Below are 20,992 nucleotides of genomic sequence, written 5' to 3'. Positions count from 1 at the left end.
GTGGTTGGCATAAAGATGGCACCTCCTTTGATTGATACGTCTATCGTACCGGAGGTGCCGACTCGTTTATATGCGTTATTTGATTACGGGCTTACAATCAATTGATTACGTTTGGTAAATTTATTACCTATAGATTAGTGATTACAGCTATGGAAATATGACATCTCTGCCATATTTCAGTGACACTTAGGACAAAAAATAGTGACACCTCTGCCATGGTTAGAGCCACTATATAATATTTTTCGGACTAGACGTGCACTTTACAAGGAGTGGCGGGCATGATAGTCTTTCGGCTAAGCCAGCCCTATGGATGCTGGCTTTCTGGCCAGGAATCCATGCCCGTAGAGGCTCTTTGTAAAGTGACAAACTGATATCTCTAATTACATGCAGAACACATTTTTTTCTGGTGGCTCTTCGATTTCCCTAGTTGCTCAAAACTATGGCACGGATGTCACTCAGTCATGGCAATATTCAATCAATCAATATTCTGTCGCTCAGGCATAGATTTTATTGAAAATATTCTGTATAGTACCTAGTTGTAACCATAAATTAATATTTACAATTGGCCGGGCAATTCACTCCGGCCGTCCTAATCTTTGAAGTGCGGTCATAGAAGTTGTGGAGAAGTTTGATTTGTATTAGCTAGATCGCTTATAACATCAATTTTTGTTCAAAATAGAATACCATAATGGTAAAATAGAACAAGAAGACAAGCAACACCCCTTAACATGTGTGCAAACCAAAATTTTCTATTTTGTGTCTTTTGCATTGAGTCAGCCTACCCATTACAAGATTAGAAAAAATATATTAATGTTTAGCTTGGAAATAATTTAATTGGGAATTCAATCCAATAGATTTTTATCTTTTATCTCCATTTTGAAAGAATAGAAATCTTACCGAAGTAAATAGCTAAGATTTAACTACCCTACTAACTTAAACCAAGAAAAATGCTACGGAATTTAAAAGATCTCGCAGCATTTTATATTTTCTCTAAACGTATTTTTCGTCAATCTCCCTTTTTCTAATGACTTTAGCTGGAAGTCCGTAAGCTAGAACTCCATCAGGAATATCTTTGATAACTGTTGAACCTGCACCAATTAAAGTGCAGTTCCCTATGTTGATTTTTTGGATGATATTAACACCCATTGAAATAGTCGAAAGAGCCCCTATGACAACATTCCCACCAATCGTTACTCCCGGCGCTACAGTTGAGAAATTACCAACTCTTACATCATGATCAATAGCGGATTTTGTATTAATGATGCAATGCTCGCCAATATTTGTATTAGGGTTTATGATAGCACCACCTACAACAACAGTGCCTTCACCGATTTCTACATTTTTGCCGATAATGGCAGATGGGTGAATTGCTGTAATAAACTGAAAATCAGGGTTAATTTCTTTTATTTTTTTTGCGACTAACTTCCTACCAAAATTATCACCTATAGCAATTACTCCTTTTGTAGAACCATAAAATTCTGAGATATTACCGAGTACAGGATACCCCATAACTTTAGTATTAATCATTCCACTTGTGTCCACAAAGATTCCAAGTACCTGATATTTTTTTTGCTTTTCAAGAATATCAATGATGACATTAGCATGACCGCTAGCCCCAAAAACAATTACTTTTTCCATATAATTACCTCTTCATAAACCGCATATAAATTCATTATTATAACTTTCGACTGAACTTACTTTGAATTCGAAATCCTTTACCAATAATTTGTTTAACTTAATCTTTTTCAAACTTATATTGCTTTTTAAAATAATTTTGATACTCTCCACTGACTATTTGCTCCCACCAACATTTGTTATCTAAATACCATTCAATGGTTTGAGCTATTCCTGTTTCAAACGTGTAGGTTGGTTTCCAACCTAATTTTTCCAATTTGGCCGGATCAATTGCGTAACGCTTATCATGACCTAAACGGTCTACTACAAATTCAATTAACTCTTCGGATTTCCCTAATGTGTTAATAATCGTTTTTACCACTTCTAAATTAGTCAGTTCATTGTGACCGCCAATATTATAAACATCTCCGTTGTCTCCCTTATGTAAAACGAGGTCGATTGCTGTACAATGATCAAATACATGAAGCCAATCACGGATATTTTTACCATCGCCATATACAGGAACCTTTTCATCTTTTAAGACACGAGAAATCGTTAATGGAATAAGCTTTTCCGGAAAATGAAACGGTCCATAATTATTAGAACAACGAGTTATATTTACTGGAAGTCCAAATGTTTCGTGATAAGCTCTTACAAATAGATCTGACGAAGCCTTACTGGCACTATATGGGCTATTAGGATTCAAAGGAGTATCTTCAGTAAAGAATGTAGTTGGATTAAAATCTAATTCACCATAAACTTCATCAGTGGATATATGAACAAATTTTGATACACCTATTTGTTTGGAGGCATCTAGTAAAACCTGAGTTCCTATAACATTAGTACGAACAAATATTCCTGGATCTATAATAGAACGGTCTACATGACTCTCAGCAGCAAAATGAACAATATAATCAAACTTCTCTTTTTCAAAAAGTTCAAACATTGCTTTTCGATCAGCAATATTTGCCTTTACAAAATGGTAGTTTTTTTTATTCTCAATTTCTCGGTGCTTTGTTAGATCTCCCGCATATGTCAAAGCATCTAAATTAAAAATATCATACATTGGATACTTATTTACCATATATTGAACAAAGTTACCTCCAATAAACCCTGCTCCACCGGTAATTAGTACTTTTATTTGTGTCATCCATTTCACCCTTCACTATGTAGAATAAGGAGTAGATAGCAAAACTTTATTTTTTATCTTGAAAAACTCATAATACACTTACATATGTTTTATCATTTTATGAATTAGCTATTTCAACCAGATACTTCCCATAATCAGTTTTCATTAATGACTCAGCAAGAATTAACAATTCATTTTTGGTTATATACCCTCTTCTATATGCAATTTCTTCAATACATGCGACGTATAGACCTTGACGTTTTTGGATGGCCGATACGAAGTTTGATGCCTCAAGCAGTGACTCATGTGTCCCTGTATCTAACCATGCTAAACCGCGACCCAAAAGTTCTACTTTAAGCTCTCCTCTTCGGAGGTATTCTTCGATAACTGAAGTAATCTCCACTTCTCCACGAGCAGAAGGTTTTACACTTTTAGCAATTTGAACAACTTTATTATCAAAGAAATATAAACCCGGAACTGCATAAGACGACTTGGGATTATCTGGCTTTTCTTCAATTGATATTGCTCTCATCTCTTCATCTACCTCAACCACTCCATAGGCTTTTGGATCTTTTACAAAACATCCAAATATGATTCCTCCATTGGACAAAGTTGCAGCGCGTTTTAATCGGTTACCAAAATCAGAACCATAAAAAATATTGTCACCTAATACTAAAGCGACTGGAGAATCACCGATAAATTCTTCACCAATAATAAATGCTTCTGCTAGGCCATTAGGATTTTCTTGTATAGCATATTCAAACTTCATACCTAGTTTACTACCATCTCCTAAATGCCTCTTAAACCCCTCAATATCCCAAGGTGTAGAAATAATTAAAATTTCTTTTATACCTGATAACATTAATACTGATAATGGGTAGTAAATCATTGGTTTATCGTATACAGGCAACATTTGTTTTGAAACAGCTTTCGTCAATGGGTACAAACGTGTGCCTGATCCTCCAGCTAATATAATCCCTTTCATCTTAAAATCACCTTTCTAATCTATGCCTTTTATTATCTCACAAATTCTACCAACTTCTTCTAGTGCTAAATCTGCATATAGTGGAAGGGTTAACACCCTCTCAGCAATATATTTTGCAATTGGAGTATCTTGGGTATTATATCTATCTTGATAGCATTCAAAGCTGTTTGTTAAAGGGTAAAAATATTTACGTGCAATTATGTTATTTTCTTTTAGAGCCTCAAATACCTCATCCCTACCACGTCTAAACCCATCAAAAACAACAGGGAAATATGAATAACTGCTTTTAACTCCATTTTGAGGTTCAACTAGCTTAACACCTCTAATACAACCAAGTTCTTCTCTGTATCTTTCGACAATAATTTTTCTTTTACTTATCTCTTTATTAATATGATTTAGGTTGCAAATTCCCATTGCAGCTTGAAACTCATTCATTTTTCCATTACTACCAACATATTGAACACTTTCAGGTCCTGCAATGCCAAAATTTTTAATATTATTTAATTTCTCTCCGTAACCAACATTTTTAAAGGCTACTCCTCCACCTTCAATAGTGTTGAATACTTTTGTGGCATGAAAGCTAAACATGGAAGCATCCCCAAAATTAGCGATTCCTACACCATTAACTTCAACTCCAAAAGAATGAGCAGCATCATAAATAACTTTGAGGTTATATTTTTTTGCTAACTTTTCTATTTCATAAACATTACAGATATTACCGTATACATGGACTGGTATAATTGCAGATGTTTTATCTGTTATTAGACTCTCTAACATATCAATATCCATAGTATAATCATCAGGGTGAATATCACAAAAAACAGGTACCAAACCATTTCTAACAATAGCATGTGTAGTTGATGCAAAAGTAAAAGGAGTTGTAATTACTTCTCCTGATAAATTAAATGCTGCTATTGCACACTCTAATGCCAGATGACCGTTAGTAAACAATGAAATATTTGGAGTTTTTAAATACTTTTCTAGCCCTTCTTCTAATTGTTTGTGTTTTTTGCCCATGTTTGTCAACCATTTACTTTCCCATAAATCCTTAATTTCATCTATATACTCTTCAAAACTAGGCATTGAAGGACGTGTAACTTGTATCTCTTTTGACATGTTTCTTGAATACCTCCAACAAGATGTAATTTTCTTTAATATTTTATCCACCATTTGTGATACTATTTATTTTGCACATGAAATGTAACTTATCTCTCATGCAACAGATTTTATTTTTTAAGATTATTTATGTTATTTTTCAAACTAGTAAATAGCTCATACCAACTATTACTAATACTTTTTTCATCTAATACTAATTTACTAATTCTTTGACCTGTCGTTACATCAAAGTCATTATTAATAAAGTCATTAAAGTTTAAATTACTAATATCATCTATTTTAAATACTTCAACATTTTCGTTTCTCATAGCTTTATAGATTATACCATCGTTATTTAAAAACAACTTTTTACCCATAAACAATAGTAAATAAATATTTCCTAGAGCAGATTGATGCTTATAATCAAACAATGCAATATCAACACTCATCAGATACGTAAGATATTCCTCAGAGGACATATAATTTTTAATGACCTCTACTTTTTCTCCGTATAATTCTATAGCTTTTTGCTCAATTTCTTGTGAATAAGAATCATCCCCGTAACTTAGTGGAATTGAAATGATAATGTTTTCTTCTTTAAATTTTTCTAATTTCCTTAATAAAAGCTCATGATTTAAAAAAGGATAAGCGGAATGTCCGACCATAATTTTAACCGGCTTTTTTTCAAAATTTCCTTTATATTGATTTATTACACTTCGAACTTTTTCCAATCCGTATCCAAGGCCATAAGGCGCTTTTACAACTTTTACTTCATTACCATAAATTCTATTAATTTCATATCTATCATACATAAAACCTATACCAATCGAATTAAACAATCTTACTTTATATCGCTGTGTTAAATCAAATACTATATTAGCTAATATTCTTCTTACTTTTTTATAAAAATTTAATTCATCCATAAATTTCGTTCTTCTGTTATAAAGGTCACTACCCCACACACACCATATAATCTTTTTAGCAATATTACTATTTAAATATACGAATTGTTTACGTGTTAAACTTAAGGAATGCATAAATATCCAATCATAATCTAATGCTAAACGATTAAAATTACTCATTTTTTTATCTAAGATACTAACATTTAATTTGACGTTTAAATATTGTTTTGATACATCGTAACTTTTTTTATCGCTAAAAACAAACGTATGTTCGTCTAGATTAAAATAATTCTCATTATTAATCATTTCTACAATCATATTATTATAAATAAGTGAAGGCATAGTCATAATGTGTAAATATTTCACCGCAAATTATCCCCTCATGTTCTGTTGTTTAACTTTATTCTTCTTTTATTAAAAAGGCTAACTAAATATATTAAACTTTTCAGTTTAAACACATAAGAACCAGCTATATAAATTAATGCGCCAATTATTATTTGACTAAGAATAGTGATCCATACATTTAACATTAAAAATTTTATACTATATACGATAATACCCATAATTATTGAAAGTAACAAAGACGGTAATATGTCCCCCCATTGTTCTCTAATACCATAGTTGATTAATCTTTTATTCGGCCAAGCATTAATAAATGTAGATACAAACGAGATCAATGCACTTCCTAAAATTATTGCATATGCACCAAATGGTATACTAATTAATAACACTACTACTAAGAATGTTTTTTTTATTACCTGTAATTTTAGACTTATATCACTACGTCCGATTGCACCTATGGCCTCTACATTGGCGGTATGCAATGGCCAAAATGAAAATGTAATAGCAGAAATTTGCATGAATATTACACTTGGTAACCATTTTTCTGTGAGTAGAATAACCGTAAGTGGCTCTGCTGTTGCTGCCAATCCAATCATCACTGGAAAAACTATAAAAGAACTTGTAGTTACTGATCTTTTAACAATACTTTTAACTTGTTTCTTATCATTTTGACAAAGAGAAAGAGCTGGAAAAATCACACTAGTTATTGGTCCATTAATATTGGTAGCTACTAAATTTGGTATGTTTTGCCCACGATTATAATATCCCAGTATTTCTTTATTAAAAACTTTACCAATTACTAATAATGATAAGTTATTTGAGATAACTTCGATTATTCCTGATATTAATATTTTAGAACTATAACTAAACAATCCCTTTATTCTTTTTATAGAAAACAATAATTTAGGCCTCCATTTAACTACAGACCATAATACAATTGTAGAAATCACATTACTGGTCAGATTTGAAAATACTAATGCCCAAACACCGAATCCTTTATACGCCATCAGTATCCCAATAAAACCCGAACATATCACACCAACAAGACTTGAAAAAAAACTTTTTTTAAATTTCATGCCTCTTGTTAAAACTGCATACTGTACAATATTTAAAGCACTAAATATTAATGTTATTGCTTGAACTCTTAGTATTGAAATCAGGTTAGTATCATCATAAAATGAAGCTATTATAGGTGCTGTAAAGAATATACCTAAATACAAACCTAATGATATAAATAAACTTAAATAGAAGACAGATGAGTAATCAATTTCATCTACTTTCTGTTTCTGAATTAATGCGGAGCCGAATCCACTATTGACGAATACCTGTGAAATAGTTATAAAAACAATAATTAGAGCTAATAATCCATAGTCCCTAGGTGATAGTAATCTAGCTAAAATTATTTGAACTATAAATGTTATTAATAGTGAAGCATTCTGTTCAAGAAACTTCCATATTAACCCTGAAAAAATCTTTGATTTTAAACCTATATTATTTGGGTTCATAATTAATCCTTCGTAAAATAGTTCTTTTTAAACGTCTCTTTGGTGTTGATAAAAGATATATCATTTTATTAAAAATACTAATAATATTTTTTTCTGCAAACATTATTTTTATTACTACATTAAAATTCTCTTTTGTTCTATTTTTTATAAATTTAGCTATTGCAACTCCCAAGATGCGGTTTGGATTTAATTTTACTGAAAAGTTTTCTAGAGAATATTTACTAAGCATTACCCACATTAAATATACTTCATAATATGGGTTTCTCCTCGCAATATGAGACGTGAAACTTGACCCAGTTTCAGAACGTACTAATCTATAATCACTCATAATTTCATTAATACAATAAATCTTCCCAAGACCTAATAATATTAAGTTTATTGCTGTATCACCAATAAAGTTATGGGCTTTATAAATAATGCTAAAATCATGCTTGGGTTCTAAAAATATGTTTCTGTAAACAAATGTAGAGGTTTGTCCAGCAAGCATTCCATTTTTTAAATGCGAAAATTTGTATATTTCATCTGACAAATAAAGGGTCTTCCATAAATCAAATTCACCACCATATAATGGTTTTCCATTTATATCAACATATCTACAATAGTGGGATGTACAAATATACTCTTTATTTTCTTCCAAAAAATCAACCTGTTTTTGTAGTTTTAATTGATCAGTCCAATAATCATCACCCTCTAATTGAGCAATGTATTGACCTTTACAATTCATGACAACATCATATAAATTTTTTGTCGCTCCAATATTCCTTTCACGAAGTATCATTTTAAATTTATTTGGGTACATTTTTTTATATTCTAAAAGTATCTTTTGAGTGGAATCTGGAGAGCAATCATCTCCAATTACTATTTCATATTCAAAATTTACATTTTGACTCAATATACTTTCTATTGCTTTTCTTATATATTGCTCATGATTGTATGTGATAACAGCTATGCTAACTTTCACCATAATTTTATAATCCCTTCATTATGCTATTTCAATATTTCTGTACTAATTCAATTTCAATTTTTGTCTACCAATCTATCAATTTGCAATATATACATAAGGTCTTACTTTTCTATTTATTCACCCTTTTATAATCTAGTCCCAAGTGATCAAAAACATTTGTAAACCTACAAAACCATGTATGATCATTTTCCGCACGTTTGCGTGCTGCTAGTTTCATGTTCATTCGGATATTTTTGTTTTGTGGTTGAAGATAGAATCTCGCCTTTTCTATTAATTCATCATTTGACCTATAAAAAATAATCTCTCTATCCTCTTCAAAATAATCAGCTAACTCTTCGAAGTATAAGCACATCTGTAAGCCACCACTCATTGGTATTTCAAAACCTCGCAAATTCACAATATTTACAGGGTGTTTTAAAACACCAGTATTTCGGGCGGCAGTACTTGATAATGATATTGCATAATTTGAATATAATGTACTTAAATCTTTTAAATCAACTGGAAAATGCTGTTCTAAGAACCTACTAGTTTTGTTCAATTCTATATTTCCATTAATCTTTTGTTTTAATGCACCAAGTATCACACGTCTACCTATACTGAATCTCATGAGATTATACGCGGGATGAATATAATCTTTAATTGTCATTTTTTCGCTAATTATTTTTGGCCCCTTTGAGTTGCTTGAATATAGGCTAACCTCGACTTCATTATCTAGTAAAAGATTAATCATATTAACTCTACTTCCATATGGTGTGCCAATAAAGGCAACTCGCTGAATTTCATCGTTATAATTTGGTTTGAAAAAATATGGATTAGCAGCATATGGAAGAACGATTGTGTTAGCACCCCAGCGGTTGAACATTTCATTTGTCTCTATTGAGGTTAGCCATACTAGATCAAAATATTTAACAATATTAGAATGATCAAATGGAACAATTAGATTATCGAAGCAAATAAGTAATGTAGGTATGCCTTTTTGCTTAACCTTTAACAAAGTTTGAACATAAATGTCTTTACTTCCATGTGGGGTCATAAATAAATCATAATGATTATTCTGTATATGCTGCATTAATTTTTCATTAGCTTCTTCAATATTATCAAATACTAGCGGATTGAAAACTTCAATATTACAATCATGTCTTTTAAGCTCGTCGAAAATATGAACTCTTTGCCATTGATACATCATTGTATCTCTTTCTTTGAAATAATATAAAATTTTCATTGATTATCTCCCATTAATTTTCTTACAGCATCCTAGGTATAAGCTAGGGATGACAATATTATAGAGGATGGATGATTTTCTACTAACCTAATTCATTTAATTTATCTTACGCACATAATCTTAAACAGTCATCTAGGAGCATAGCTTTTTGCTTAACTTTATCGGACTTCTCCTTTTATTATCATCATTCATAGTAGTATAGGAGAACAAGTTATGGATTTTTATAATGATATTGAAAGATATATTTATTATTTTCAGTTAGTTATTTACTCTCTTAGAACATAAGTTATTCCTAATTCTTTACGTTTTTATACTCTGTTTTAATCAACATGGTAGCTATAATAATGGCATTCCAAAAGAACCTCTTATTTATTCCATCTATAAAAAAGGAAGGTGTTAACCCAGAAACTAAAATTATTGTAGCTAGCGGTATTTCGTATTTTATTGCTTTTCTTATAACAGATAGAATTGGAAAAGTAAAAAGTAAAATACCAACTATGCCAATTTCTAATATCATAGTTATGAAAGTATTATGAACTCCCATTATAATTCCACCCCATCCCCATCCAAGGAAAGGTTTTTCTTTTGCCATTGCCATAGCATTGTCCCACAGTAAATCTCTCCCAGATCCCGAAGAATAGCTGTCAAAACCAAACAATCTATTATATGTTGATATTGGTAAAAAGTATTGGGTAGCAAGAAAAATTAATGATAGAATTAAAGAAATTAAAAAGAGGTTTTTTATATTCTTAATTATGTTATTTTTCTTGATGTCAGATAAAAATAACAAGGCAACTATTCCAGCAAGTAACGACACCAACCCTCCTCTGGACCCTGTCAAGGCAATTCCTAAAGCATTAATCACTAGAATTACAAAATATTTTATATTCCAATTCTTTTCATAAATTATATAATAGAGTGCAATACTGAAACCAACTAAATAGAAGGCAGCCACATTATTGGGGTCAATTTGATTGCCTAGTATAGTTAACACCCTTCTTGACTCTACTCCAAGATATTCTTTTGAAAAAAACAAACCCAATAATGCCATGCTAAAACTGGTATATAATGAAACATCTACTATTTTACGTATAAACTTATAATCGAAATTTACCATTGTCATTACAATAAAAAAAGCAACCATACCTAGGTGTACCGATAGTTGAGTTAATACATTTTCAGAAGTGTAATAACTGTACTGTCCCCAGAGTATAGATGTTATTTTAAGTGTCAACCAAGCAAGCATCCACCAATGAATAGATTGAATCTTGAACCTTTTATACTCAAAGAAAAAAAATATGATAAGTAAAAATATAAAGTATCTTGTATAATTTCCAATAATAAGATTTAAATAACCCTCATAAAAAGAAAGGATGATGTAAATGTATACAAGAATTCTTTTTAACTTACCTGGATATATATAATTATAGTGACTTTTTTGACTAATATTATTTATTGATTCCACTTAGCACCAACTCTCTCTTTAAATTAGTATTTCTTCAAACAATGATTTCCACTGATTTACAATTTCATTTATTTTATATTGCTCACAAATTTCTTTAGAAAAATAAGACATTTTTATTCTTTCCTCTTGATTATCAATCAGGAAAGATATATTGGATATCATTTGCTGTTTATCAAAAGATTCGATTAAAAATCCATTATCACCATTACGTATTATCTCATTTGGACCTGTTAAAACATCAAAACTTATTAATGGCAACCCATGTGCCATTCCCTCAAGTAGTGACATTGGAAAACCCTCATACCTAGATGTCATAACTAAAAATGCATAGTCAGGATAGTGCTTATATAGATTGTTAACAGAGCCTTTTAAAAATAGTTGATTTTCAAGTTTATACTCTTTAATCTTAGTTTCTAATGTATTCCTTAATTCTCCGTCCCCGTATATATCCCAAGTCCAATCTCTATTTTTATGCAAAACATTATTAGCGATATCGATTAATAGTTCAAAATTCTTTTGATAAGAAAACCTCCCAACGCTAATTATTTTCTTTGAATCAGCTTTGTATTTTTTAATGTATTTAAAAATCTCCTCATCGATAGGATTATATATCTGTATTACATTGTTATTTCGATATTTTTCCAAATACATTTTTTGATCATGTTTTGTTAAAGTTACAACTTTGTTAGCTTTTTTTGCACCAATTCTTCTGCTTAACAATTGGTATGAATGGTCTTTTGAATTTCTTACGTTTGAATGTTCCCAGCAAATGGTCTTTGTTTTTGTCCCAATAGAGCTTAAAATTGTAATTGGATAATAAAGTGCCCCACAAGCGACTAAAATATCAATATCGTTATTTAATAGATACTTTCGAAGCTTAGATATGCCACCATTCAAAATACCCTTTGTCATATTAATTGGTTTTTGAAATAAATAATCCTGTTTAATTCTCAAATCCAACACATAATTTTTCTCTTTTTGATTATTATAGAAACTTAATGTGTGTACTTTATACCCTTCACTTTTACAAATTTCATTTGCTAAAATAGAAGTTACTCGGCCTATTCCTCCTGTCCCTGAGAATCCACCAAGCAAAAAACAAACGTTCATTATTCTAGCCCCTTTAGTGACAATATTATATTTTGTATCCTTGTAGGTTTTTATTTCATGAATATCTGCGAATTTCTAGCTCGCAAATCAGTTATTTATGAGAATTACTGTTAACTCATTCTCATACTCCATTTTAGCTTCAAGTAACTGTGTTTAGTATTTTGGCAAATAAAATCTTCATTTATCCAAATCACTTTCAATGTACTTGAGCTATACTTTCATGTTACTTCAGTCAAAACACGTATAACCGATGCCGGCTTACTTCAGCTTGGAGATTATTCTTAAATACCACTTTTCCTTTTTATCTACCTTGTCAAATAACTTTATCTTATAATTTGTATGAACCCTCAAACCGACAGATATTTTTGGTATCTAGAACAAGCTTGTTCTTAATCAGATTCAAATTGTTTTTAATATGATTATGTCCCACCATAATAACAAGGATTTCTATCTCATTTAAAAAGTCTTCAAAATTCATATACTGATGGTCTACAATTCTTTGTTTTACAAAGGGGTCAAACACTTTAACTCCAAAAGCCAAGTGCTCATCCATTCGTTCTAATAATTGAAGGGTAGGGCTTTCCCTTGTATCGTCAACATTTTCTTTATATGCTAATCCATACAGACCAACTTTTGAAATATCTTTAATATCATGATCTCTCATAATATCTCTGATTCGTCCTAATACGTGTCTAGGCATGGAGTCGTTTACTTTTCGGGCAGTTAGTATAAGATTCGTTAGATCTGGATAGTCTCCAACCAAAAACCATGGATCAACTGAAATACAATGACCCCCAACACCTGGACCTGGTTCTAATATATTTACTCGTGGATGTTTATTTGCAATTTTAATAATCTCATATATATTCAAATTATCTTTACGGCAAATTTTAGCTAATTCATTAGCAAATGCAATATTGATATCTCTATAAGTATTCTCTACTACCTTAGACATTTCAGCTGATCTAATATCAGTTACGACAATTTCTGCCTTACAGAAGTTTGCATATAAACCTTTAACTCTCTCACCAATTTTGAAATTATCTGCTCCAATCGTTCTTGAGTTATGCTCAAGCTCGTAGATCATATTTCCTGGAATAATTCTTTCGGGAGCATGTAACAAATGTATATCCTCCCCAATAACATAACTTCTTTTTTCTATTTCAGGGCGAATATATTTATCAATTGTCCCTGGTGAAATTGTTGATTCAATTATTATTGCTGCACCTTTTTCACAAACATCAAGTACGTTATTCACGGCTGAAATAACATACTTTGGATCAAGTTTCTTACTTTCTTTGATAAAGGGTGTTGGGACCGCAATTATATAGGTATGTGTCTTTTTATATTCGGTTGTAAATTCAATTCCATTTGAAAGAGCGTCTTCGAAAATTTCTTTTAACCCTTTTTCTTCAAAAGTAAGCTTACCTTCTTTTAATAAGTTTACTAGATTAGTATTTTTATCAGTTCCTACTACTTTAAGTCCTCTTTTCGCAAACATCAAAGCTGTAGGTAATCCTATATATCCTAATCCTATAATGTTTATCATATATACACCTACCTATAAAATTTCTTATACTCATCGAAAAGTGTTGCTGTGTACTGTTTTGCTATTTCTTCATAATCATAATTCTCCTTCACATAACTAAACGCATTTCCTGCTACAGTACGATATTCTTCTTGTGATAATTTTGCAGTCTTTAATATCTTTTCCCTAAAATCATTCACTTCATCTACCTTGTAAACAAAACCATTATTATGATTTAACCTATCAATGTTAATATTATTATCTTCCGCTACCACTGGTAATCCACAAGCCTGTGCATCATAGAAACTTAAACTGCATTGTTTGGGAAACACACATAAATCCGCCATTTGGTAAAAAGCGGGTAGTTCTGTATATTTTTGTGTCGAGAACCTAATAATTCTATTTTTGGATCTTTTAAATATTTCATCCACTTCTTTTTCATAAAGACTATTAGAATTTCCGACAACAACAAGTACTATTTTTTTATCAATATCGAAACTATTTTCAAAAGCTTTCGCCAAGAGTTTTCCACCCTTAGCCTCTGTTAACTTACCGGTATAAACAACAACAAATTCATCTTCCTTAATGTTATATTGTTCCCTAAAAATTTTTTTTACTTTTGAATCAGGATGAAACAGTGTTGTATCTGATCCAAAAGAAATGAATGGAGTTTGTTCTTCTGGAATCCCTAGATGCTTATTAACATAATTGTCATCTTGTGTTCTAATTACTATTAACTTATTCTTTATTATAATTGGAGTAACAAAGGTCCTGAAAAATAGGCGAAAGATTTTACTTAATGGATTTTTAGATGCCATTTCTAGCATGTGATTATCAAACACAATAGGAATATTAAGTGATTTATATCTTTGTGTAATTCTTATGGAAGATAACGTGTCATTAGTGTGACACATTATCACGTCAGGTTCTAAGTCTTTTATTCTTTTAATATATCCCTTTTTATATATAACACGACCACTTACCACTTTATGAATTGGTAAGCGTATTATTTTAACACCATACTTAGTCATATAAATTTCGTCTTCTTGGATTATGTTATCGTTGTTCCCAAATTCAGCAAAAGTAGGATGCTTATCAATCTTATCTGATGTGAGAATTATTACTTCATGACCTTGTTTTACTTGATATTTAGGTAAAACGTTTATTTGATATCCAAATGAAGGATGGAACATCTCGTCCCAATGTAATATTCTCATACTATCTACCTCTACTTATTTATAATTTTCCGTAAATTTTTTAACATCATTAAAGTCTAAAGATGCTTGTAGTAACTCTGAATCCTTGTAGTTCCACCATTTACTGCTTTGGAGTTTTTCAATTACATCATTACTAAATCTTTTTCTAATAAATTTTGCAGGATTACCAGCCCAAATTTCATACGCTCCAACATCTTTAGTGAGAACTGAACCCATTCCGATTACAGCACCATCTGCAATAGTTACTCCGCTTTTTATTAAAGAATTATTCCCGATCCAAACATCATTTCCTATAACTGTTTTAATTCCGGTAATATAAGGATGGTTCGAAAAACTTTTCCTCATTATATTCTTTCCCTCATGGAACACAGGGGATGTTGATACCCAACCTATTGGATGGTTTGCACCACCAATAATACAATTATCTGCTATTGAGCAAAAAGCCGCTATTTCAGTATTTATAACGGTGCAAAAATTCCCTATATACGAATATTTTCCCAACTCGCTATTAACAATATGGGTTCCAGAACAAACTTTTGATGATCTATGAATTTTAGAATTCCTAATAGCAGGTAAATGGAGTTTTTTAATTATTTTAGATATATAATACAGGAAAGTCATTTGCTTACCTCTCGCTATTTTTTTTCCAAACAACACTATTCACATAATTTGTATAAGATAATATTATTCTTAGTACCTTTTCAGATACATTTGGCTTGCTATAGTCCTCTACATATCTCAATGTTTCTATTCCTTGAGTTTCTAAAATTTCAAGACCCTGAAGTATTCTTTCTTTCTCTAAACCTACCATCATAACCGCTGCCTCTTCCATGGCTTCAGGTCTTTCATGAGCTTGCCGAATATTAAGGGCTCTAAATCCAAGAATAGAGGATTCTTCGCTAATAGTTCCACTATCACTAAGTACCGCTTTTGCTTTAATTTGAAGCTTGTTATAATCATTAAACCCTAAAGGTTTCATAGTTTTTACTAATGGATTAAACTTGACCCCTTTGGCATTTATCATATTTCTAGTTCTAGGATGTGTACTAACAATCACGGGCATATTATATTTCTCAGCAACAGCATTTAGACTATCAACTAAATCTTTGAAATTGGTTTCTGAACTAATATTTTCTTCTCTGTGAGCGGAAATCACAAAGTATTTTCCTTCAGTAAGTTCCAAACTTTCTAATACATCTGATTTCTCAATATCAACCTTTCTAGAATTAAGCACCTCAAACATAGGGCTGCCAGTCTTAATAATTCTATCTGCAGGTAACCCCTCTCTAAGAAGATATTCTCTTGCAATATCACTATAAGTTAAATTAATATCGGCTGTGTGATCCACAATTTTTCTGTTAGTTTCTTCTGGTACTCTTTGGTCAAAGCACCTATTACCAGCTTCCATATGGAATATAGGTATATGTCTTCTTTTAGCAGCAATCGCACATAAGCAACTATTAGTGTCACCAAGTACTAATAACGCATCTGGTTTTACTTCTTCCATAATTGGATCGATTTTCACAAGTATATTTCCTATCGTTTCTACTGCTGTACCTGTAGCTGCATTAAGAAAATAATCTGGCTTTTTTAATTTAAAATCATTAAAAAATACTTCATTTAATTCATAATCATAATTTTGTCCCGTATGAACAAGCGTATGTTCTATTGCGTTTGATTCCTCTAATTTATTAATAACAGCAGACAGTCTAATAATCTCTGGTCTCGTACCAACAACTGTCATGACTTTTAGTTTCTGCATAAGTTATACCTCCAAGATGTAAGTATCCGGCTTTTCAGGGTCAAAGCACTCATTTACCCACATTACAGTGACTAGATCATTTTCTCCCACATTCACAATTGAGTGTGTGTAACCAGTAGGTATATCTACAACCTGTAACTTATTTCCGCTCACTCTATATTCAATGATTTCATCTGATCCTATCTTCCTGAATCTAATTAAACCTTCTCCGCTAACTACTAAGAACTTTTCATTTTTAGTATGATGCCAATGATTACCTTTTGTAATCCCCGGCTTTGATACATTTATGGAAACTTGACCTCTTTCCGGGGTTCTAATAAATTCTGTAAACGATCCTCTGTGATCACAATTCATTTTTAGATCATATGAAAACTTATCCTCTGGTAGAAAGCTTAAATAAGTGCTATAAAGCTTCTTAGTTAACGCATCTTCCATATTAGAAATACTTAAATACTTTCTACTTTCTTTGAAGCTCTTTATTAAATTTGCTAATTTACCAAGTTTGATTTGATGAGTAACAGGAACGGCACAAAAGTCACCTTGAGAAGTAGGATTCCCCTCTAAAGCTCTAAGAAATTCTTCTAATACGTCATCTATATAACAAAGAGTAAGCTCAGCATCTGGATTGTTTATCTGGATATCCAAGTCTCTAGCAATATTGTGGCAATACGTAGCCACCACCGTATTATAGTTAGGTTTGCTCCATTTCCCAAATAAGTTTGGTAATCTATATATGAAAACTTTTACGTCAGTTTCTTTATAGTAATCAAATAATAAGTCCTCTCCTGCCTTTTTACTTCTACCATAAGGATTATCCTTATCTGCTTGGATAGACGAAGTAATTAACACAGGTGCTTTATTACCTGTTTTCTTTAGACTGGCCAGCAACTCAGATGTAAACCCAAAATTGCCTTCCATAAATTCCTTTTCGTTTTCCGGTCTATTAATACCAGCAAGGTGGAATACAAAGTCACAATCTTGTGTGTATTTTTCTAGTAATGAAATATCACTTTCTCTACTAAATTCATATATATCGTAATAACCCTTATTTTTAAGTTCAGCTATAAGGTTTTTTCCAACAAATCCTTGGGAGCCTGTAACTAGAATTTTCATTAATTATTCCATCCCTTATTTCATTACGTAACTTGTTTCTTTCCATTTCTTGAGTTCATCTTGAACATAGTCTAAAGCAAGTAGTTTTTCCTTAATTTGTTCTATATTTAATAACTCTGTATTTTGCGAGTTATATTCTTCTACAGTAGTTAACTTTTTATCCCCATCTACAAAATACTTATCATAGTTTAAATCCCTTTGATCTGCAGAAACCCTGAAGAAGCCGCCCATATCCTCTGCTACTACATATTCTTCTCTTGTTAAAAGTGTTTCATATTGTTTCTCACCAGGACGAGTACCTATTACCTTTATTTCGCTAGTAGCATTAAATAGTTCTTTAATGGCTTGTGCAAGATCCCCAATTAAACTTGCTGGTGCTTTTTGAACCATAATATCTCCAGCTTCTGCATTCTGAAATGCAAATATAACCAACTCTACTGCCTCTTCAAGACTCATTAGGTACCTTGTCATATTAGGGTCTGTTACAGTCAGAGGCTGCCCACTTTTAATCTGTTCAATAAATAGGGGAATAACTGACCCTCTAGAAGCCATTACATTTCCGTATCTGGTACCACAAATAAGAGTTTTCTCTGGAGAAACTGTCTTTGATTTTGCTACAAATACTTTTTCCATCATTGCCTTTGAAATTCCCATTGCATTTATTGGATAGGCAGCTTTATCCGTTGAAAGACAAATCACTTTTTTAACCCCATATTCAATAGCGGCTGTAAGTACATTGTCAGTTCCTAATATATTTGTTTTTACTGCTTCAAGCGGAAAGAATTCACAGGAAGGCACCTGCTTTAACGCTGCTGCATGAAAGATATAATCTACCCCATGCATAGCATTCTTAACACTTGCTAAGTCCCGAACATCACCTAAATAAAACTTAAGTTTCTCGCTCTTATATTGTTTGCGAACATCGTCTTGTTTTTTTTCATCTCTAGAAAATATACGAATTTCACCGATATCTGTATCTAAGAACCGTTTCATTACAGCATTACCAAAAGAACCTGTTCCGCCTGTTATTAATATTGTTTTATTTTTAAACATATTATCTACCTCACTTTTCCGAAATGCATCTCTAATATTTCAACAGAACGTTTAACATTGAATTTTCTTTCTAAATATTTACGTCCATTTAATCCAAACTCAGAGAGTTTTTCTGATTTAGCCATTTCTTTTGCCTTAATAATAAATTCCTTTACATCTCCCGACCAAACCCATTTACCGCAATTGGCTTCGGCAATCATCTCCTTAAGATCAGTAACACTATCTGTAGCAGCAATCACAGGCTTAGCATATTCCATATATGCAAGTATACGCGATGGGTAATTTGGTATAGTGAATCTTGGGTCAAGCACAATCAGTCCAACATCACATTCCATAGTAATTTGTTCGTATTCATTCCTTGGTAGATTCTCAATCACTTGAGCATTGTTGATATTATTTTCTTTTATTGACTGTTCTAACTTATATCTATCCGTTCCCCTACCGATAAAGAGAAAGTACATATCTTTTTCATTCTTGCATTCTTCAATAACCTCGCAAAAGAGGTCTATATACTGAGGTCTGCCCATATTTCCACCAAATAAAAAAACACAGGATTCTTCAGAAATTCCAAACCGCTTTCTCATTGGGAAACCTTCTGGACTTATTCTATTTGTCAATTTCTTAGTATTAGGGAAGATTTCAACTTTTTCTGGGTTTAGCCATGAATTATGATCTAACACATATTGCTTATTGGCAGAAGACATACAACCAATGTAGTCCGCAGTTTGTAATAACCTTTTTTCCTTTGATTTAAAATATCGATGGAAAATACCGTTTCCTTTTATTATTCCTAAATCTACCGCGTTCTGAGGAAAAATATCTTTGAGCATTAGATATGAAGGACAATTGAACTTTTTCTTTGCCCATGCTACCAAACCTGCATTAGTTACTGGTGGTGATTCAAATAAGATAAAGTCAAATTCCCTATTACTTAAATACTTCTCTATACCTTTCTTCATTAGAATCGGTATTTTAAGAGTAGTTAGTCCTTTCTCAATAAAACCAACATCATAATAATTCCCAGTAATAATTCGCAGTACATCAAAACCTCGTTCTTTATTCATTTCAGTATGTTTTTTGTTCTTTGCCTGTTCAGATACAGCGACTGTAATCTCATGACCCGCTTCATGTAATGCTTCAGCTAAATCTGTATAGATTGTAGCTCCCTTACCTGGCTCCGGAAACGAAGTAGCAATGTATAATACTCTCAAAAAAAATCTCTCCTCAATTTCTGCTCCAAACTATTATATTTTGCTAATTAAGCTATAAATTCCATAAGTGGTAGATTTGATGACAACCTACTTGTTTACAACCAACTTTATGGTAAAAGTTAATAGCACCCATATTTCTTTCTTGAGTACCAACTCTAATTTCACTGAATCCACGTTGTCGGGCTTCATTTTCAACCACTTTAAATAAACTTGTACCAATTCCACCCTTAGCAGCATATTTGGATACCGCAATTAACTCGATTACGCACGCATTTTCAGAATATGAATGTAATAGAAATCCATTAATATCACCATTCTCGTCCTTAGATAATGCAAAATATTTATTTGGCTTTTCAAAAGAATTTATTAACCATTGACGATAAACTTGATCCCCACCACGGTTAGCTAATTCGGGATCCTCTGTAAACTTTGAGAATTGAAAGTTTGCTAGTTCTATTACTTGATTTTTTCTTTTTAACGCTTCATGAACTGTAATATTTTTTGGCACATCAAAATGCTCTTCAATTTTTTTTATAAACTGTATATTGACGTCTGCTAAAAACGCATGAGTATCTTTCCCTATCATTTGTGCATTAACAGGTTCTGAATTATGATTCTCAATTGAAATAAACTGATATTCTTTAAAGCTACTTTTCAGTTCATCCCATTCTTTTAATATAAGTGGTTTATGCAAAATAGCTTTTGCACTTGCGACCCCGAAAAACTCAGTATCCCACTTTAAATCATAGAAAGTAACTATTTTCTCTTCCATAAC

At 31.7% G+C, this 20,992-nt stretch carries 18 protein-coding genes; all 18 read right to left on the bottom strand.

Annotated elements, in window-relative coordinates:
* Nucleotides 1–990 precede the first annotated feature (990 nt).
* The 18 genes from ACIQCO_RS25105 to ACIQCO_RS25020 all read right to left on the bottom strand — a co-directional run bounded on the left by ACIQCO_RS25105 (nt 991) and on the right by ACIQCO_RS25020 (nt 20,989).
* Nucleotides 991–1,638, bottom strand: a complete 648-nt coding sequence (locus ACIQCO_RS25105; RefSeq protein ID WP_400434447.1) for an acetyltransferase — start codon at nt 1,636–1,638, stop codon at nt 991–993.
* A gap of 97 nt (nt 1,639–1,735) precedes the next feature.
* Nucleotides 1,736–2,764: a dTDP-glucose 4,6-dehydratase gene (gene rfbB, locus ACIQCO_RS25100; protein ID WP_400434445.1), complete on the bottom strand. Its 1,029-nt coding sequence runs from the start codon at nt 2,762–2,764 to the stop codon at nt 1,736–1,738.
* 97 nt (nt 2,765–2,861) lie between these two features.
* Nucleotides 2,862–3,728, bottom strand: a complete 867-nt coding sequence (gene rfbA / locus ACIQCO_RS25095) for a glucose-1-phosphate thymidylyltransferase RfbA (RefSeq protein ID WP_400434443.1) — start codon at nt 3,726–3,728, stop codon at nt 2,862–2,864.
* A 15-nt stretch (nt 3,729–3,743) separates the two neighbouring features.
* Complete coding sequence (locus ACIQCO_RS25090) at nt 3,744–4,844, bottom strand: DegT/DnrJ/EryC1/StrS family aminotransferase (RefSeq protein WP_400434441.1); 1,101 nt, start codon at nt 4,842–4,844, stop codon at nt 3,744–3,746.
* Between the two features lie 110 nt (nt 4,845–4,954).
* Nucleotides 4,955–6,091, bottom strand: a complete 1,137-nt coding sequence (locus tag ACIQCO_RS25085; protein WP_400434439.1) for a TDP-N-acetylfucosamine:lipid II N-acetylfucosaminyltransferase family protein — start codon at nt 6,089–6,091, stop codon at nt 4,955–4,957.
* Between the two features lie 14 nt (nt 6,092–6,105).
* On the bottom strand, nt 6,106–7,572 hold the full coding sequence (locus ACIQCO_RS25080; protein ID WP_400434436.1) for a lipopolysaccharide biosynthesis protein: 1,467 nt from the start codon (nt 7,570–7,572) through the stop codon (nt 6,106–6,108).
* Nucleotides 7,559–8,536 (bottom strand): glycosyltransferase, encoded by a 978-nt coding sequence (locus tag ACIQCO_RS25075; RefSeq protein WP_400434433.1) that lies wholly within the window; start codon nt 8,534–8,536, stop codon nt 7,559–7,561. Before ACIQCO_RS25075 ends, ACIQCO_RS25080 begins: the two co-directional genes overlap by 14 nt.
* A 109-nt stretch (nt 8,537–8,645) precedes the next feature.
* Nucleotides 8,646–9,758 carry a glycosyltransferase family protein gene (locus tag ACIQCO_RS25070; protein ID WP_400434430.1) on the bottom strand — a complete coding sequence of 371 codons (1,113 nt, stop codon included), beginning with the start codon at nt 9,756–9,758 and terminating at the stop codon, nt 8,646–8,648.
* A 292-nt stretch (nt 9,759–10,050) separates the two neighbouring features.
* On the bottom strand, nt 10,051–11,223 hold the full coding sequence (locus ACIQCO_RS25065) for an O-antigen ligase family protein (protein ID WP_400434427.1): 1,173 nt from the start codon (nt 11,221–11,223) through the stop codon (nt 10,051–10,053).
* Nucleotides 11,224–11,241: 18 nt separating this feature from the next.
* Complete coding sequence (locus ACIQCO_RS25060; protein ID WP_400434424.1) at nt 11,242–12,333, bottom strand: glycosyltransferase family 4 protein; 1,092 nt, start codon at nt 12,331–12,333, stop codon at nt 11,242–11,244.
* A gap of 328 nt (nt 12,334–12,661) precedes the next feature.
* A complete protein-coding gene (locus tag ACIQCO_RS25055) occupies nt 12,662–13,882 on the bottom strand; it encodes a nucleotide sugar dehydrogenase (protein ID WP_400434422.1) in 1,221 nt (406 codons plus the stop codon).
* Nucleotides 13,883–13,890: 8 nt separating this feature from the next.
* Nucleotides 13,891–15,078 carry a glycosyltransferase family 4 protein gene (locus ACIQCO_RS25050; RefSeq protein ID WP_400434419.1) on the bottom strand — a complete coding sequence of 396 codons (1,188 nt, stop codon included), beginning with the start codon at nt 15,076–15,078 and terminating at the stop codon, nt 13,891–13,893.
* Between the two features lie 15 nt (nt 15,079–15,093).
* Nucleotides 15,094–15,699 carry a CatB-related O-acetyltransferase gene (locus ACIQCO_RS25045; protein ID WP_400434416.1) on the bottom strand — a complete coding sequence of 202 codons (606 nt, stop codon included), beginning with the start codon at nt 15,697–15,699 and terminating at the stop codon, nt 15,094–15,096.
* A gap of 4 nt (nt 15,700–15,703) precedes the next feature.
* Nucleotides 15,704–16,840, bottom strand: a complete 1,137-nt coding sequence (wecB, locus tag ACIQCO_RS25040; RefSeq protein WP_400434413.1) for a non-hydrolyzing UDP-N-acetylglucosamine 2-epimerase — start codon at nt 16,838–16,840, stop codon at nt 15,704–15,706.
* A 3-nt stretch (nt 16,841–16,843) separates the two neighbouring features.
* Nucleotides 16,844–17,953 (bottom strand): capsular polysaccharide biosynthesis protein CapF, encoded by a 1,110-nt coding sequence (locus ACIQCO_RS25035; protein ID WP_400434410.1) that lies wholly within the window; start codon nt 17,951–17,953, stop codon nt 16,844–16,846.
* A 15-nt stretch (nt 17,954–17,968) separates the two neighbouring features.
* Nucleotides 17,969–19,006: a polysaccharide biosynthesis protein gene (locus ACIQCO_RS25030; RefSeq protein WP_400434407.1), complete on the bottom strand. Its 1,038-nt coding sequence runs from the start codon at nt 19,004–19,006 to the stop codon at nt 17,969–17,971.
* Between the two features lie 5 nt (nt 19,007–19,011).
* Nucleotides 19,012–20,217, bottom strand: a complete 1,206-nt coding sequence (locus ACIQCO_RS25025; protein ID WP_400434404.1) for a glycosyltransferase family 4 protein — start codon at nt 20,215–20,217, stop codon at nt 19,012–19,014.
* Nucleotides 20,218–20,269: 52 nt separating this feature from the next.
* Nucleotides 20,270–20,989, bottom strand: coding sequence for a GNAT family N-acetyltransferase (locus ACIQCO_RS25020; protein ID WP_400434401.1), 720 nt, complete (start codon nt 20,987–20,989; stop codon nt 20,270–20,272).
* Nucleotides 20,990–20,992: the final 3 nt, after the last annotated feature.

The sequence above is a fragment of the Neobacillus sp. NPDC093127 genome, from assembly GCF_044754175.1.
Taxonomy (GTDB): domain Bacteria; phylum Bacillota; class Bacilli; order Bacillales; family Cytobacillaceae; genus Neobacillus.
The sequence above is the reverse complement of the archived record's forward strand: the minus strand, read 5'-3'. Positions and strand labels throughout refer to the sequence as shown.

Coding starts and splice junctions, on each gene's coding strand:
- ACIQCO_RS25105 (WP_400434447.1), bottom strand. CDS start 1,638: ATGGAAAAAGTAATTGTTTTTGGGGCTAGCGGTCATGCTAATGTCATC.
- wecB (WP_400434413.1), bottom strand. CDS start 16,840: ATGCAGAAACTAAAAGTCATGACAGTTGTTGGTACGAGACCAGAGATT.
- ACIQCO_RS25055 (WP_400434422.1), bottom strand. CDS start 13,882: ATGATAAACATTATAGGATTAGGATATATAGGATTACCTACAGCTTTG.
- ACIQCO_RS25030 (WP_400434407.1), bottom strand. CDS start 19,006: ATGTTTAAAAATAAAACAATATTAATAACAGGCGGAACAGGTTCTTTT.
- ACIQCO_RS25070 (WP_400434430.1), bottom strand. CDS start 9,758: ATGAAAATTTTATATTATTTCAAAGAAAGAGATACAATGATGTATCAA.
- ACIQCO_RS25060 (WP_400434424.1), bottom strand. CDS start 12,333: ATGAACGTTTGTTTTTTGCTTGGTGGATTCTCAGGGACAGGAGGAATA.
- ACIQCO_RS25020 (WP_400434401.1), bottom strand. CDS start 20,989: ATGGAAGAGAAAATAGTTACTTTCTATGATTTAAAGTGGGATACTGAG.
- ACIQCO_RS25090 (WP_400434441.1), bottom strand. CDS start 4,844: ATGTCAAAAGAGATACAAGTTACACGTCCTTCAATGCCTAGTTTTGAA.
- rfbA (WP_400434443.1), bottom strand. CDS start 3,728: ATGAAAGGGATTATATTAGCTGGAGGATCAGGCACACGTTTGTACCCA.
- ACIQCO_RS25075 (WP_400434433.1), bottom strand. CDS start 8,536: ATGGTGAAAGTTAGCATAGCTGTTATCACATACAATCATGAGCAATAT.
- ACIQCO_RS25045 (WP_400434416.1), bottom strand. CDS start 15,699: ATGACTTTCCTGTATTATATATCTAAAATAATTAAAAAACTCCATTTA.
- ACIQCO_RS25035 (WP_400434410.1), bottom strand. CDS start 17,953: ATGAAAATTCTAGTTACAGGCTCCCAAGGATTTGTTGGAAAAAACCTT.
- ACIQCO_RS25080 (WP_400434436.1), bottom strand. CDS start 7,572: ATGAACCCAAATAATATAGGTTTAAAATCAAAGATTTTTTCAGGGTTA.
- rfbB (WP_400434445.1), bottom strand. CDS start 2,764: ATGACACAAATAAAAGTACTAATTACCGGTGGAGCAGGGTTTATTGGA.
- ACIQCO_RS25050 (WP_400434419.1), bottom strand. CDS start 15,078: ATGAGAATATTACATTGGGACGAGATGTTCCATCCTTCATTTGGATAT.